Below are 16,420 nucleotides of genomic sequence, written 5' to 3'. Positions count from 1 at the left end.
AATCTGAGAGTATTATTCACATGAGACAATATAAATAATGATTATCATTGATATTCAACATAGGTAATTCAATGGAAATGAGTACAAAACGGAGTGAGCAAAAACTACCTAAGCCCGGCAAATGACTCACTTACCGAGCTTATCTTAAACGGCTAATTTAGAAGGCAACTGACCCCTGCACAAAGAAGGTTCGTGGTTCACCGACATACTTACCTGCGTTGTTATCATTGGAACGCGTGAAATAGCGTTGATCAAACAGGTTTTTTACCCCTGCGCCCAATGTTAGATTTGACCAGGCTGGTCCGAAATTATATTCAGCGCGGGTATTCCAAACCATGTAGCCCGGAATAGTACCAAACTGGCCATCGGCACTCTCCGTCGTCATATACTGCGGGCCAGAACCCGGTGACTGTTGCTGAGATTGTGCATAACTATCCAAGTTCCAGACCCAATTACCGGTTTCATAACGGGTACCCACGGTATAAACCTGACGTGAATAGAACGGTAAGTCCTTACCGGCGAAATCACCACTTTTGGTGGTTGCTTTGGTATAGGTGTAGCTGGAGTAAACACTTACCCCATTCAGTGCTGAATTGAATTCACTTAAATCATAACTGAATGCCAACTCCACACCTTTATGAGTTGTCGCTCCCAGATTTGTCCAGCCAATATCATTACTGATGTATTGCAGCTGATTATCGAAATCAATATAGAACAGGGTCAATTCACCGGTCATTACCGTGTCATCAAAACGAGTACCGATTTCATAGCTATGTGCTTTTTCAGCTGTCAAGCCCGGTGCCGGTGCATTACCATTACCACCTTTGCTGAGCTGGAAATATTGCATGCTGCCAAAGGAAGTGTTGGCATTGGCAAACAGCTTCCATTCATCGGACATATGATACATCACATTAAGTGAAGGTAGCGGCTCACTGTAGTGCTGTTCACGTCGAGTATTGGCAAAAGAATCATCTACATTGGTGCGGATATTCTCATAACGCAGCCCGGGTGTGATGGTCCAGTCAGACACATTGATAGCATCATCGATATAGACGGCATGCGCTTCGGTTCCGCCTGATGTGTGCTGATAATACTGTGGTGTGGCGGGCATTGAAGTCACTGTCGCAGGGTTATACCAAGGGGAGCGATAGGCTTTCTCATCCATGGTTTCATTCAGATAGCGGTAACCAACAGTAACCTCATGGGAGCTACTGCCCATTCTAAACAACTGCGAATAGCTGGGTTCAATGGCATAAGTGGTGTAATTACGCGGGTAAGCCACCATGCGTCTCTGACCGAGGTTAGCACCGCTCCCTTCAGATTCAATATTGCTGCCACGGAAACTTTTGGTGAAATATGTCAGCAACTCAAACTGGCGATCATCTTCCTGGTGGATATATTTGAATGACATATCACGGCGACGCCCATCAAACTGGTCATAAGGGCGGGTCGACTGGAAAGGATTCTGGGCATATTGTGCACTGGTTAACCCACCCGGCATGCCAGCATGTGCTTCATAATAATGAAAATTGGCCTGCAATTCGTCATGTTCGGTGAACTGATAACGGGTTTTCAGCATAAAATCATCGATATCAGTATTGTCGTTATTGTCACGATACCCTTGACCATGCAGACCTGAATAGAGCAATGCCGCGCCAAAACCATTATCAGCCGTACCGCCTAATGATGCGCTGCTCAAGGTTTTTAAACCGCCATGACTAGCACCTTGCGTCTGTGCGCTAACGGCACCACTGAAGTCTTCCGGAATAGCCTTGGTATTAAAATTGATGATTCCGCCTACGTTTTGCGGCCCATAGCGTACTGCTCCGCCACCACGAATCACATCGATAGATTGCAGGTTACCAATAGAAAGTGGAGCCATTGATAGCTGTGGCTGTCCATAAGGTGCTACTGCTAGCGGGATACCGTCCATCAAGATAGTTGAGCGCGGAGATAAGCGAGAGGTTAAGCCGCGAACCCCCACATTGAGCGAAATATCACTGCCGCCCGTGCCATTACTTTCACGCACTTGAACACCAGGAATACCACGTAGTGAATCCCCCACTGTCTGAGCACCCTTTTCGTGAATACGTTGCTGGGTAACGATAGTGCGTGCACCGGGGTGATTCAACACAACCGTGCTGTTATCCGTATTATCAAGCCAGTTACCGACCACTGAGAGTGTGTCACTTTTATTCGTGTTAGTTTCGGCAGAGTTATCAGTCACTGGCGGAGAGGATTTCTCTGCGGCAAAAGCGGGTAATGCCAGCGCGACGGAGGCGGCCAACAGAGACAAACGGGAAAACGTTAACATTTTGGGCCTATTGCGAAAGGAATTGTGTCTGATTGTAATTTTTTAGAAACGCTAATCTTAATGATTACATTTCCCAAGTAAATCAATTTTGCCGCAAACAGACAGATTAATTTTCATTAATCGATACAAAATGAAGATATAAAAAATTGGTGGCAAATATATTAATAGCTTTGTGAGTGAAGATGTTACCGCACAGGGGCACTCCAGCAGCTCACGCTGCTACGCCCCCTACGGCACGATTCCCCTTTATTTGACGTTATCAGTAGCCAGCCCCCATGTAAAACATGGGGATATCAGCAATCTGATATATAGAAAACCATTTAAAATAAGTAAGTTAATGTAATAACGAGCATTACAACGCTGCGGCGTCAAGGGCGCCAGCTGTTTGGCTGCCCAAAGCTATTGGCGTTGCAGCCAAGCAGCAAACGAACAAATCCCGATGAGCTTACATAAGTAAGTGATTCGGGTGAGTGAGTGCCGCTAACAACGCTGCGGCGTCAAGGGCGCAGGGCAGTGCCCCAAAACACGCCGCTATAATCTATAGCAGTATACTTTTGATGAATCATTTCCAAATCCGCCTGTGGATCCAAATCGGCAAATAATTCTGGATGAAGGAATTTGGCGATAGCTTCTACAGCGACCACATTAAGCGGACTATCATAAAACTGGTGATAAACCGCCATCACTTTCTTATCCTGCACGGATTTCAATATACTGATGCCAGTTCGCCCCATTAGATGGGTCAACTTTGCCTGTGCCGTTGCGGTATCAGTGTTATAGCCTAGAGGAACGGCTACTGAGCCCTTATGGCCTCGACTCCAGTCAGCACCGGTCATTAAATAAAAGTCAGGGTTGCTGCTAATGAGCTGCTCGACGTTAATCTCACCGCCCATTTCCGGGAACAGTTGGCTGCCGATGTTATTCCCACCAGCCTCGGCAATGAATTGCCCAAAACTGCCTTTACCAAAAGTCGAACAACATTCATCACCCGTCATACCCGCGTGGCGCTCAATAAAAACACTTGGGCGCTGTTCAGGTTTAAGAGTGGCGACTCGTTGACGAACCAGATCAAGTCGTTGCTGATAGAACTGTATGAAATCTTGAGCATTTTTTTCTTCGCCAAACACTTTGCCGAGCAGTTGCATACTGGGAACCGTATTGGTCAACGGCTGCTGGCGGAAATCAATAAACAGTACCGGAATGCCCGATTTATCCAACTGCGCCAATACACCACTGGCTTTGAGTTTTGCCAGCAATCCAGTATCAAAGATAATTAAGTCTGGCTGCATTGATACCGCCCGTTCGACACTAAAATCAGTGACATAGGGGTTATCAAACATTGGGATCTTATTCACTTCTGGGAATTTTTTAGCATAAGCCTCCACCAGATCGGCCGCTTTCACTTTCAGTGAGTTATCCCAGGCGATAATACCTTTTAGCGGTGTTTGTGGATGAAGAATGTTCAATGCCATCAATGCCCTGGCATCCGCTAATATCACTCGTGACGCAGGTTGAGCTAATGTCACCTGCCGGCCAGCAACATCTGTCACCACAATCGGCTGTGCTAAAACAGAAAATGATGCCGTTATTGCTAAACACATAGCGACCAATGATAAAAACCTGCTGACAATGCGACCGGGCATGAAATGTCCTTTAGGAAAAATTGAACGCTAATGATAATCCATATCTTTTGAGAAATTGAATCATTGTCTGCGGCGTATCGATAAATTCTTTTTTCATCGTACCATTCGCTGTTTTTATCGGATTGTGGATTATTTTATTGCTTTGCTAAACCGATTCTTCTACTTTTAGCAGCAAATAGAATTGAAGAGAGTAGGGGTTTATCATGGAGAATACCGTTTGGGTTTTAGGCGATGCTGTTATCGACCTTGTCCCTGAAGATTCAAATAGTTACCTTAAATGTCCAGGTGGTGCACCTGCTAATGTCGCGGTAGGTATTGCCAGATTGGGAGGTAAAAGTGCATTTATTGGGCGGGTTGGGCAAGACAGCTTTGGCCGTTTTATGCAGCAGGTTTTACAGCAGGAAAATGTCGATACTCGTGCCATGACGCTGGATGCAGAGCATCGAACCTCAACTGTTGTTGTGGATTTGGATCAGCATGGCGAACGCACATTTACATTCATGGTAATGCCAAGTGCTGATTTATTTCTGCAACTTTCTGATTTACCAGAATTTAAACCTAACCAATGGCTCCATCTGTGTTCCATTGCATTGAGTCAGGAACCCAGCCGCAGCACCGCATTTGAGGCTATGCGCCGCATCAAAGCCGATGGAGGCTGGGTTAGTTTTGATCCCAATATTCGTGCTGATATTTGGCGTCAACCGCCAGAGTTACTCCCCTGCCTGCGACAAGCATTGCAGTTAGCCGATGTGGTAAAACTGTCACGGGAAGAACTGGATTTTATCTGCCCGCAGCAGGATATCGCGACAGCTATGGAGCAGGTTATGGCGGACTATTCCTGTAAATTATTGCTGGTGACATTGGGTGCAGAGGGGGTTTGGGTGCATAACCGTAGAAAGTTGCAAAAATATGCCAGCCGGAAAATCACCCCGATAGACACCACCGGGGCCGGAGATGCATTTGTTGCCGGGTTGCTGACAGCATTGTCGCAACAACCCAACTGGCACCAAAGCCAGGATTTAAGTGCGGCTATCGATCAAGCGCAAGCTTGCGGTGCCCTGGCTACCAGCGCCAAAGGGGCAATGACCGCCCTACCAAATGCGCAGGAATTGGCGCATTTTCTGCAACACAGCCACTAACCGCGGCCCCGCCTGTCGGATGCCCTGCGTTGGCATCCGGTTTCCTCTCTTGCTCATCCACCCTTGCTAAACACTCAGCTCACGGCAATGCGCTTAACGGCTTCACGCTGACTGATTCATCCCCTTCATAGCACGACTTACCTCACTACACCACTCAATTTGCAGTGCAGATCACAATAGCTGAATCGGGTTAGCAAAATATTTTGCTAATTCCAGTTGATCGCCCGTATGTTAGCCATGAAAAACCGGTTTAGCTGTTTAGCATAAATACAATCAATCACATACCGAGTGATATAAAATGATGATAAAACCAAGCTATCTTGCTGTATCAATAGGACTTATTCTTTCTTGTGCAGCGACTTCCACCTCAGCAGCCTCATCAAATGTGGATATCGAAGCCCGCCTTAATGCTTTAGAGCAGCGATTGCAGCAAGCAGAACAACGGGCAAAAAATGCAGAAACCCGCGCCGAAATTGCAGAAAAACAAGCACAAAAACTCGAAGCTCGTACCCTTCAGGCAGAAGAAAAAACCGTTCAAGTTGCCAAACGCACTGAGAAATTAGAAAGCAAAACACAAAGCGACAATGGTTTTGAGTTCCACGGTTATGCACGCTCCGGTTTGTTAATGAACGCCTCCGGTACCGGCACTCAAGGTGGCCCTTATGTTTCTCCGGCAGGCAGTACCGGTGGGGCAATTGGCCGTTTAGGTAATGAACCCGATACCTATGTTGAAGTGAATTTGGAGAAAAAACAGAAGCTGGATAATGGCGCGACCACTCGCTACAAAGTGATGCTGGCTGATGGTCAACGTAGTTATAACGACTGGACAGCTGACAGCAGTGACCTAAATGTGCGTCAGGCTTTCGTCGAATTGGGTACCCTGCCCAGCTTCAATGGTATTTTCAAAGACAGTACCCTGTGGGCCGGTAAGCGCTTTGATCGCGATAACTTTGATATTCATTGGCTGGATTCCGACGTGGTATTCCTGGCCGGTACCGGTGGCGGTATTTATGACATCAAATGGACTGATAACCTGAAGAGTAACTTCTCCCTATATGGCCGTAATTACGGCGAAATAGAGAATGTTAACAGCGATATTCAAAGCTATATTTTCACCACCAATAACTATGTCTCCACCCATAATAATGGCTCATTCCAGTGGATGCTGAGTGGCCTGCGCGCCAAAGACAACGAGGCACGCCAAAATAGCGGTGAAACCGTGAATACCAACGCCGCAGATAAAGGTATTCACAGCATGGTGGCCTATCACGGTGACAGTTTCTATGGGCTACGTGAGGGGACATCTAAAACAGCCTTGTTATATGGCCACGGCCTGGGTGCTGAAGTGAAATCTATTGGCTCCGATGGCAACTTGACCAGCGGCGCAGATACCTGGCGTCTGGCTTCTTACGGCACCACCGCGCTGAGCAAAAACTGGAGCCTGGCACCCGCAATATTGGCACAGCAAAGTAAAGACCGATATGTCGAGGGCGATAGTTATAAGTGGGTAACCTTCAACGCCCGCTTGATTCAGGAAATCACCGAAAACTTTGCTCTGGCATATGAAGGCAGTTATCAATATATGAATCTCGACCCGCAAGGGTATAAGGATTATCACAAAGTCAGCGGCGGTTTCTATAAACTGACCTTTGCCCCGACCTTTAAAGCGGGCGATATCAGCAACTTCTTCAGCCGCCCAGAAATACGCGTCTTCGCGACCTACATGGATTGGAGTCAAGATCTGGATAATTACGCCAAAGATGATGCCTTCGGTAAAAATGATTTTGCCGCCGGCGGTCAATGGAACTTTGGTATCCAGATGGAAACCTGGTTCTGATCATTCCCCGCCGTCGGCAGGGATTGGCTGCCACGGCGGGTAACCTAATTTATATGCGAGGGATATAATGAATATTAATGAGACCGCAAAGGCTCTACTCCCATTGCTCGGCGGTAAAGACAATATTGTCAGCGCAGCGCACTGCGCGACACGCTTGCGTTTAGTATTGGCTGATGACTCGCTGGTACAAAAATCAGCGGTAGAGAAAGTCGAGGGCGTTAAAGGCTGTTTTAGTAATGCAGGGCAATTGCAGATTATTTTCGGCACCGGGCTGGTGAATAAAGTTTACGCCGAATTTATTAAAGTGGCGGGAATTAGCGAATCCACTAAATCAGAAGCGGCCGATGCGGCTGCCCGTAAGCTAAATCCATTCCAGCGCATTGCCCGACTGCTCTCAAATATTTTTGTGCCAATCATTCCAGCGATTGTGGCCTCCGGTTTGTTAATGGGTTTGCTCGGCATGGTGAAAACCTATGGCTGGGCCGATGCCAACAGCGCGCTATTTATCATGCTGGATATGTTCAGCTCCGCCGCTTTTATAATTTTGCCGATTTTGATTGGTTTTACCGCAGCCAAAGAGTTTGGCGGTAACCCTTATCTGGGGGCCACGCTGGGCGGTATTCTGACCCATCCGGCACTGACCAATGCCTGGGGAGTGGCTGGCGGTTTCCATACCATGAACTTCTTCGGGATGGAGGTGGCGATGATTGGCTATCAGGGCACAGTATTCCCCGTTCTGCTAGCCGTATGGTTTATGAGTATATTAGAAAAGCGCCTGCACAAGATTATCCCAGATGCGCTGGATTTGATTCTCACGCCATTTTTAACCGTCATTATTACCGGATTTGTTGCACTGCTGTTTATTGGCCCTGCCGGGCGCGTGCTGGGTGATGGTATTTCACTGGTACTCAGTACCCTGATTACCCATGCCGGTTGGCTGGCTGGATTGTTATTTGGTGGGCTATATTCCGTTATCGTGATAACCGGTATTCACCATAGTTTCCATGCAATCGAAGCAGGTTTATTGGGTAATCCCAATATTGGCGTTAACTTCCTGCTGCCTATCTGGTCGATGGCGAATGTGGCGCAAGGTGGGGCTTGTCTGGCGGTCTACTTTAAAACCCGCGATGCTAAAATTAAAGCCATTGTGATCCCCTCGGCATTTTCCGCCATGCTGGGGATAACTGAAGCCGCCATTTTCGGGATTAACCTGCGCTTTATCAAACCCTTCCTGGCAGCACTGGCGGGCGGAGCACTCGGCGGAGCGTGGGTGGTGGCCAATCATGTCAATATGACCGCAGTGGGCTTGACCGGCCTCCCCGGCATCGCCATCGTGCAAGGCAATTCGATTGTTAACTATCTGATTGGTTTAGTGATTGCCTTTGGTGCTGCGTTTATTATTTCCTTGCTACTTAAATACAAAACGGACAGCGAATAATGCAAGAAGCCAGTTTGCTTAAACATCTTACGCTGGCAGTGATGCGCGGTCAGGGCCGCGCATTACAAGACCCACACCGGCCGGGCTGGCACTTAGCTCCCTGTGTCGGGTTGCTGAATGATCCCAATGGGTTTATTTATCATGCTGGCTATTATCATCTGTTTTATCAATGGAATCCGCTGGATTGCCGCCACGGCAGTAAATATTGGGGCCACTGGCGCAGCACTGACTTAGTGCATTGGGAACATCAACCAGTGGCATTGGTGCCAAGCGAAGCCTATGAAAGTGATGGTTGTTACTCCGGTTCGGCGGTGATTGCTGATGACCTTATCACCTTGATTTACACCGGAAATGTGAAATACCCCGATGGCTCCCGTACCGCATTCCAATGTCTGGCACAGGAAAATGAACGGGGCGAGTTCGACAAGTTAGGGCCAGTGCTCCCATTGCCCGCTGGCTATACCGGACATGTGCGTGACCCGAAAGTCTGGCAGCACGACGGCCAGTGGTACATGGTGTTAGGCGCTCAGGACCAACAACTACAAGGCAAGGTGCTACTGCTGCGCTCTGGTGATTTACGCGAATGGCATAACCTCGGTGAGATAGCTGGCTCTGGTCTGGGGGGGCTGGGGCCTTTTGGCTATATGTGGGAATGCCCCGACCTGTTTACCCTGGCAGATAAAGACGTTTTGATTTTCTGCCCACAGGGTATACCAGCCGAAGCTGAACGCTATCGTAATACCTTTCAGGCCGGCTATTTACTGGGCAAATTAGATTATGCCAACACCACCTTCAATCATCAGGCATTCCACGAGTTGGACGCTGGCTTTGAGTTCTATGCGCCGCAAACCACGCTAGCCGCAGATGGTCGTCGCTTATTATTCGGCTGGATGGGCATTCCAGATGAAGATGAATTTTATCAACCAACAGTGGAATATGGCTGGATCCACACCATGACTTGCCCACGCGAGTTGAGTCTTAATGGCGACAAACTGATTCAGCAACCGGCCCGTGAGTTAGCCGCGCTGCGGTGTGAACATACGCAGTGGCAAGGCCGTGCCCAAGAAGCCCCTGCTCTTGCGATCGGTAGCGCCGAAATGATAATCGACGTCAGTGCGCCTTTTACCCTCGAATTGGGCAATACATTGCTGTTGGAATGGGATGGTGCATGCTTGATTTTAAGCCGTAATAATCTGCGCACCGGATTGCGGGAATTCCGTTACTGGCGCGGTCAACTGCAACAATTACAGTTACTTTGTGATCGTTGCAGCATAGAGATTTTTATCAATCAGGGACAAGCGGTGATGACGTCGAGTTACTTCCCACCAGTACCGCCACAAGCCATTTTTACGGGAAGTGCTGAACTGCGAGTGCAACACTGGCTGTTGTCTTCGCCCATGTTAGAATGAACTCTCTTTCAAGGCGACAGATTCACTCGGCGAACAACATTAATCTGTGAAAAACAATAAACGTATTACCATCAACGATATTGCTAAACTGGCTGGTGTGTCGAAATCGACCACCAGTCTGGTGCTCAATGGACGTAGTAAGGAATATCGTGTTTCAGATGAAACGCGGGATCGTATTATTGCGCTGGCCAGCGAACATAACTATCAGCCCAGTTTCCACGCCCGTTCGCTGCGCTCAACCCGCAGTCACACCATAGGGTTGGTGGTGCCAGAGATGACCAACCACGGCTTTGCGCTTATTTCGCGAGAGCTGGAGATGTTATGTCGTGAGGCAGGCTTACAGTTGCTTATTGCCTGTACCGACGAGAATCCCGGCCAGGAAATGATGGCGGTAAACAGTTTGGTACAGCGCCAGGTTGATGGCCTGATTGTCGCTTCCAGCCAGCTCAATGATGGCGAATATCAAAAAATTAATGCTCGCCTGCCAGTGGTGCAGATGGACAGATTGATTGGTGAGTCAGCATTACCGCTGGTAATTACCGACTCCATCGCCTCTACTTGTGCATTGGTTGAAAATGTGGCTCACCAACATCCAGATGAATTTTACTTTCTCGGCGGTCAGCCACGGATCTCGCCGACGCGTGACCGCCTGGCGGGTTTCCAGCAAGGGCTACAACAAGCTGGGGTCGAATGCCGCCCCGAATGGATCCTAAATGGCCATTACTTGCCCAGCTCCGGTTATGAAATGATTGCCCAGCTTTGCGCGCAATTAGGCCGCCCGCCCAAAGCCGTATTTACCGCCGCCTGTGGCCTGTTGGAAGGGGTATTGCGCTATCTCAATCAGCATCAATTAATGGACAGTGATATTCATCTTTGTAGCTTTGATGACCATTACCTGTTTGATTGCTTGCCCTTAAAAATAGATACCATTGCACAGGATTGCCAAGGGTTGGCACGCCATAGCTTTGAGATGATCACCGCCCTGATCGCCGAAACACCTTTGGCGCAAAATCAGCTGATTCTGCCGGGCCAAATCCATTGGCGACACCCGGGTTCCAAGGCACTCAATGAGCAACACTGAGCCAGTTGCCACTCCGGCGCTAATCGGTTCGTGGCAGCGCTGCCAAAAACTGATGCAAGCCCAGCAATGGCGTGCACCACATCGCGCAGCAGGGGCAACTTTCCAGTCAATTTGTCAGCGAAAAAACGATTTATTGGTGTTAGGCCAGGCCGCACTGGAGGATGCCTATGAATACATGGAATCGCGCCACTGCGTTCTACTAATTCTTGATGAAAGCGGCTGTACCCTGTGGCAATGCGGTCATCCGCAGACCATGAGTCAGTTAAAAGCGTTAGGTATTGATTGTGGCAGCTATTGGGCTGAAGGATTAATCGGCACCAATGCCCCTGCTCTGGCAATAGCCGAAGGGCATCCAATACAGGTCAGCGGCCAGCAACACTTCAAGCAGGCCCTACATCCTTGGCACTTCTGCGCCACGCCAGTGTATGACAACAGTGGCCGCCAACGGGCCGTAATTGTTCTGGGAAGTTTACTGGCTGATAATGCCGCCAGTGACTTGCCGCTGACACTGGCGATTGCCCGAGAAATTGGCAATTACCTTCATGCCGATACTTTATTGGCCGAAACCAACCGACATCTGAACGAACTCAACGCCCTGCTGGATGGCGTTGAAGATGGCGTAATGGCCTGGGACCAACGTGGTTGTTTGTTGTACCTTAACCGCCGGGCAGCAGCCATCTTGCAGCTCAATGAAACCAACAGCCTCGGTAAACCAGTCACTGATTTGCTCACCCTACCCGCGGTGCTAACCCATGCTATTTTGCAGCGTATCCCCCTCAGCCATGTGGAAGTCACTTTTGAAAATCAGCAACAATTCATTCCTGCTTTATTGACTCTCAAACCTATCCCAGATGGCGATCGTTGTGGATTTATTGCACTTCTGCATCCACAAGAATTACTTCGGCAAATGGTTAACAACCAATTAGGGCGAGCCAGTTATACCTTTGACGATATGCCAGTGGCATCACTGGAAATGCGCCGCTTAATTCGTTATGGCAAACAAGCGGCTAAAGGTAGACACCCCATTTTACTGCACGGGGAAGAAGGTGTGGGTAAGCAACAATTGGGGCAGGCCATTCATAATGCCAGCAATCGAGCTGCTGGCCCCTATATAGTATTGAATTGTCAGGCATTACCGCAAAATCTTATGGCACGGGAATTCCTCGGTAGTGATGCCAGTGAAGGTGAATCTGGGCAGCCCAGCAAATTTGAATTAGCCAACGGCGGCACCTTATATTTGGAGCAAGTCGAATACTTGTCGCCAGAAATGCAATCCGCGTTGCTGCAAATTGTCAAAACCGGCATGGTGATGCGGGTAAACTCTAATCGAGTGATACCAGTGGATGTACGGATCATTACCGCTACCGGTGCAGACCTGCCCTTGTTAGTAAAACAAGGCCGTTTTCGTCGTCAACTATTCTATACCTTGCAATCTTTTGAGCTGCATATCCCGCCGCTGCGCCAACGCCAGCAAGATATTCCACTACTGGTTCAGCATACGCTGACCAGCCTTGGGCAACATTTTCACTGCCAATATCAGCCAGACGAAAGTGTCATTCGCCAGTTATGCCAATACCCTTGGCCGGGTAATGATCAGGAACTAAAAAGTGTGGTTGAGCGGGCCGCGATGGCCTGTCGCAACAACCGTATCAATCTCAATGATTTGCCGGAGCACCTGCTAGGTGAAAGATTGCTATTAGAACCGGATATGCCACAACCTCAGCCAGTCTTATCACTACAAGAATTAGAAAGGCAGGCCATTATTCGTGCCGCATTGGTCTGCCAGGGGCAACTGAATGAAATGGCGACCTTATTGGGGATCGGCCGCACCACATTATGGCGAAAAGTGAAACTCCATCGGCTGGATATCCACCAATTCAAGGGTGGCGAGTCCCTGCCATTTTAGTTTCAATGCACGGCCCAATCAGGGAAAATCATAGGTAATGTGAAGGCTTTAAGTTGCTCCGCAGATAACTGGCGGCGTCCCTCGTTAATTGCTGCACCCGGCCCCTGACTATTCGCCTCAAAGAAACGTGAATCTTGCGGATAGAACCAAATTTTCTCGCCTTGTTTATCTTTGCCAGACATTTTATCCCAACCGTAAATATGATCATCCATCGTCGTATTGATAAATACCGACTGACCAATTGCTGCCGGATCGGCATAACGGCCATCCGCAAAAGTGGTTGTCGGGTGCCATGGACGCCCTAAAGCAAAACTATTAGCGGGAACACCTGGCTCTTTGGTCAATCGGCTGTTAATAAATATCAAACCATAAGGCGAGGTCGTTAATGTACTCGGGGCCGTGATATAGCCATAAGGCGGCTCAATATCACTTCGATCACGCGCCACGATATTACAATTATCAAATACCGTGATTCCTGAGCCAAAAATAAAATCAACATGACCACTAATTTCACAGTCGGAGAAATAACTCCGGCTGCCGGTTTTGCTATAAAGCGTATCCTGGTAACCTTCAAGTTTCACTGCCTTGAAACGCGCTTTATCACTATTTTCGGCTAATAACAGTGCCACCGCTTGAGTATCTTTTAGTTTTGTTGGGTCAGTATCCGCTTTCTTTTTATTGGCTGGAAAATCAAAATCATTACGAATAGTCAGATTTTCGGCTGTAAAGTTCGGAGCATTAACCAGCACAGTACTACTGCCGGAAGTTCCCCATTTTTCGCCTTGTGGATTGAGCATCCCCGCCGCAGTATTGGCACCGATCACCGTGCCATCGCGGTTCTCTCCTTTGAGGGTGACATGACTACGGGCCACCTCGAGCCTTTCAGTATAAACTCCATTTTTCAGGAAAATAATAAAAGGAGTGTCATCCTTCGGAGCTGATTTCAATGCAGCATTAATCGAGGAAAACTCGTCTCCCTGAGGAGTGGTAGAAACAACTGCATTATACTGCGCTGCATTCACCGTCCCCAATACAGCAAATGATATTAATCCTAACCATAGCGTTTTACCCAATAAATTAATCGGCATTTCGAGATCCTCAGTAATTCATACTCACCAAAGTAACGTTGAGTGACTATTAATGATGGAAAGTGTCATTCGGCATTAAAAAGATACTACACAAAATGAAACGACATTCCATTTACACGGATCACGTTTTTGACATTATATTGACATCATAAGGAAAGTATTAATCTCCTTTAGCTGATATCGAGATGTTAAGGATGATATCAATAACAAAAATAAATAAAGCGATTCTGTTATCTGTAAATGTTAATTATCTAATATGGCACTATAAAACCATCCATAAAAACTTATCATTAATACATAATTTGAAAAACATGTATTCTTCCACCTATTTATGAAAGCTTGCCGAAGAGAGATCTTTGAGATATAAAAATAGAGAAGTAAAAAATCAAACCAAGCACATTATTATAAAGCGCCATAATTAGTATATATTATTTCATATCATTTACTCACATAAATATAACGTATCAATAATAATTTTAGGAATAGGTAATCTATGTCTATTAAATATAAAGTAATTCAATTCAATATAAATGAATTTGGTTTGAATATACAATTAATTAAAAATGAACTATCATTTAAAAGATTAGCATGGGACACTAATGATATAAAGTTTTCTCAATTAAGATTTCTTATCAGCAAACGTTTCGCGAATAGAAAATTAATTTTACAGGAGGCACAATGCTATCTTGATGATTGTTTGGTACCTAAGGGTATTCAATCCCTGATATCCACATTATCTGTGCCTGATAAAAAAATATTTTATTCCTATAAACCTTTTAGAAAAAGAGGGGTAAGTCAATTTATTGCCGAATACATTGATAATAAATGGAATATTAATCCTATTGAAATCCCTACATTAACCAACTTTACCCAAAGCGCCGACCATCAGTTAGATTTAAGACAATTAATTCGTCGTTTTCCCCCGATGGATCGAGTCATTGCCAATTCTGCTATTTTGAAGATACTTATTAAAGAGTTCATCGAAATGTTGTGTCAATGCGAACCTAAAAGGAAACTCAAAAAAATAGGCGTCACTTGCCATCAAATATCTTTAATTATAGATGGCTCTACACCTCAGGTCTCAAATTCGCCAGAAGGTCTACATCAAGATGGGAGTGACTATATTGTATCTGCATTAGTTATTGATAAATATAATATTGAAGGAGGCATCAGCAAACTCTATTGCCTTGAAAAGGATGAACTCATTAAATCACACACATTAGAGCGCGGTGAGGGTTTATTTCACATAGATAAAAACTCGTCCATTTGGCATCAAGTTACACCTATAAAATTAAAGGAACCATCAATAAAAACTGGATATAGAAATATACTCGGATTTGATTTTAATTATATATCGTAGAAATTAACTCATGTAAAATAAATATAATGACAATAAAAAACACAAAAAAACAAAGCATCATATTATCGACACTATTTTTTATTCATGGTATCGCCTACGCCAGTTTAGTTCCGTGGATTCCAGATTTAAAAGATAGGTTCAATCTCAGTAATTATATGGTTGGAATAATGATATCAGCTATTCCTGCGGGATCGATAATATTCGGGTTGTTTTCAAAAAAGTTTATAAATTTCATTGGATTATATTGGGCGACAAATATAACATTCTTATTTTTAATTATTACTATATCAATAGTTGCTTTTTCGTCTTCGTGGTATGAAATAACATTATTACTTTTTCTGTTCGGTGTTTTTGATTCATGGGGGGATACTTGTATTAATGTACAAGCCCTTAATATACAAAAGTCATATGGGTTTAGTTTGATTAATCGGCTTCATGGTATAGGCAGTATCGGCACAATATGGGGCGGACTGGTAGCTGTCATGGCGATTGGCCTCGGATTTTCAATGGAGAAATTCAACCTTACATTACTCACTATTAATTTAATAGCACTAGTTATTTACATTCTATTATTTCAAAAAGTTAATACGGAAATTAATTTTCACTTACCTGATAAACATAAAAACAAGATAGGATTATTAGAGACTCAAGTTTATATTATAGCCTTAACTGTACTTATCTTTACATGTAGCATAGAAGAAACAGCCAGTATCTGGGGTGCAATATATATGAAGGATATTTACGATGTTTCATTAGCAACTTCTGGCTTGCCTTATCTCTTCTGCCAAATATGCATGGTTATTGGTCGTATATTTGGTGACTACTACACAAATAAATTTGGAGGATTCACAACATTAAAATATGGAGTAGCATTATCTATGATAGGAATCATATTAATAATATCCGTTCACTCCGTTACTTTTACAATATTAGGCTTCTCTTTCATTGGGTTAGGCATATCCGTGATATTCCCACTAACGATATCCTTTATTGGCCAGTTACCTAATATAAATGCAACCAGTGGAATTACTTTTGCAACATGGATGTCAAGAATTGGTTTGCTCATATCACCACCATTAATCGGCATATTAGCAGATTTTACTTCACTGAGAACGGCTTTTATTGCCATATTAATTTGTTGCATATTAATTTTCTCTTTAATTAAAATTTTATCAGTAAAGTCAATTCAATTAAACAGTTAATGT

11 protein-coding genes are annotated in these 16,420 nt (G+C 45.6%); 8 read left to right on the top strand and 3 right to left on the bottom strand.

Going from position 1 to position 16,420, the window contains the following annotated elements; translation table 11 throughout:
* Positions 1-157 precede the first annotated feature (157 nt).
* Together FGL26_RS18885 and FGL26_RS18880 are read right to left on the bottom strand one after the other, a co-directional pair.
* A complete protein-coding gene (locus tag FGL26_RS18885) occupies positions 158-2,314 on the bottom strand; it encodes a TonB-dependent receptor family protein (RefSeq protein ID WP_005166888.1) in 2,157 nt (718 codons plus the stop codon).
* Between the two features lie 497 nt (positions 2,315-2,811).
* Positions 2,812-3,957, bottom strand: a complete 1,146-nt coding sequence (locus FGL26_RS18880) for an ABC transporter substrate-binding protein (protein WP_005166886.1) — start codon at positions 3,955-3,957, stop codon at positions 2,812-2,814.
* Positions 3,958-4,160: 203 nt separating this feature from the next.
* On the opposite strand from FGL26_RS18880, the gene cscK reads away from it, so the two are divergent.
* The 6 genes from cscK to dhaR all read left to right on the top strand — a co-directional run bounded on the left by cscK (position 4,161) and on the right by dhaR (position 12,767).
* The gene (cscK, locus tag FGL26_RS18875) at positions 4,161-5,096 is read left to right on the top strand and encodes a fructokinase (protein WP_005166884.1); all 936 of its coding nucleotides are present in this window, start codon (positions 4,161-4,163) and stop codon (positions 5,094-5,096) included.
* 298 nt (positions 5,097-5,394) lie between these two features.
* Entirely contained in the window at positions 5,395-6,933 is a 1,539-nt protein-coding gene (locus FGL26_RS18870) for a carbohydrate porin (RefSeq protein WP_011815508.1), read from the top strand.
* 67 nt (positions 6,934-7,000) lie between these two features.
* Positions 7,001-8,371: a sucrose-specific PTS transporter subunit IIBC gene (locus tag FGL26_RS18865; RefSeq protein WP_005166879.1), complete on the top strand. Its 1,371-nt coding sequence runs from the start codon at positions 7,001-7,003 to the stop codon at positions 8,369-8,371.
* Complete coding sequence (locus tag FGL26_RS18860; RefSeq protein WP_005166877.1) at positions 8,371-9,780, top strand: glycoside hydrolase family 32 protein; 1,410 nt, start codon at positions 8,371-8,373, stop codon at positions 9,778-9,780. Before FGL26_RS18865 ends, FGL26_RS18860 begins: the two co-directional genes overlap by 1 nt.
* 46 nt (positions 9,781-9,826) lie before the next feature.
* The gene (locus FGL26_RS18855; protein ID WP_005166875.1) at positions 9,827-10,861 is read left to right on the top strand and encodes a LacI family DNA-binding transcriptional regulator; all 1,035 of its coding nucleotides are present in this window, start codon (positions 9,827-9,829) and stop codon (positions 10,859-10,861) included.
* The gene (gene dhaR, locus FGL26_RS18850; RefSeq protein WP_005166872.1) at positions 10,848-12,767 is read left to right on the top strand and encodes a dihydroxyacetone kinase operon transcriptional regulator DhaR; all 1,920 of its coding nucleotides are present in this window, start codon (positions 10,848-10,850) and stop codon (positions 12,765-12,767) included. Before FGL26_RS18855 ends, dhaR begins: the two co-directional genes overlap by 14 nt.
* A 2-nt stretch (positions 12,768-12,769) precedes the next feature.
* Here dhaR and FGL26_RS18845 read toward each other — a convergent pair whose 3' ends face one another.
* The gene (locus FGL26_RS18845; RefSeq protein WP_005166869.1) at positions 12,770-13,855 is read right to left on the bottom strand and encodes a pectinesterase family protein; all 1,086 of its coding nucleotides are present in this window, start codon (positions 13,853-13,855) and stop codon (positions 12,770-12,772) included.
* A gap of 493 nt (positions 13,856-14,348) precedes the next feature.
* Between FGL26_RS18845 and FGL26_RS18840 the strand changes: the two genes are divergently transcribed.
* Both FGL26_RS18840 and FGL26_RS18835 read left to right on the top strand, forming a co-directional pair.
* On the top strand, positions 14,349-15,215 hold the full coding sequence (locus tag FGL26_RS18840) for a 2OG-Fe dioxygenase family protein (RefSeq protein WP_005166867.1): 867 nt from the start codon (positions 14,349-14,351) through the stop codon (positions 15,213-15,215).
* A 26-nt stretch (positions 15,216-15,241) separates the two neighbouring features.
* Positions 15,242-16,417, top strand: coding sequence for an MFS transporter (locus FGL26_RS18835; RefSeq protein WP_005166865.1), 1,176 nt, complete (start codon positions 15,242-15,244; stop codon positions 16,415-16,417).
* Positions 16,418-16,420 lie beyond the last annotated feature (3 nt).

The sequence above is a fragment of the Yersinia enterocolitica subsp. enterocolitica genome, assembly GCF_901472495.1.
GTDB lineage: Bacteria > Pseudomonadota > Gammaproteobacteria > Enterobacterales > Enterobacteriaceae > Yersinia > Yersinia enterocolitica.
Note: the sequence above shows the minus strand (reverse complement) of the source record. Positions and strands in the feature narration are given on the sequence as shown.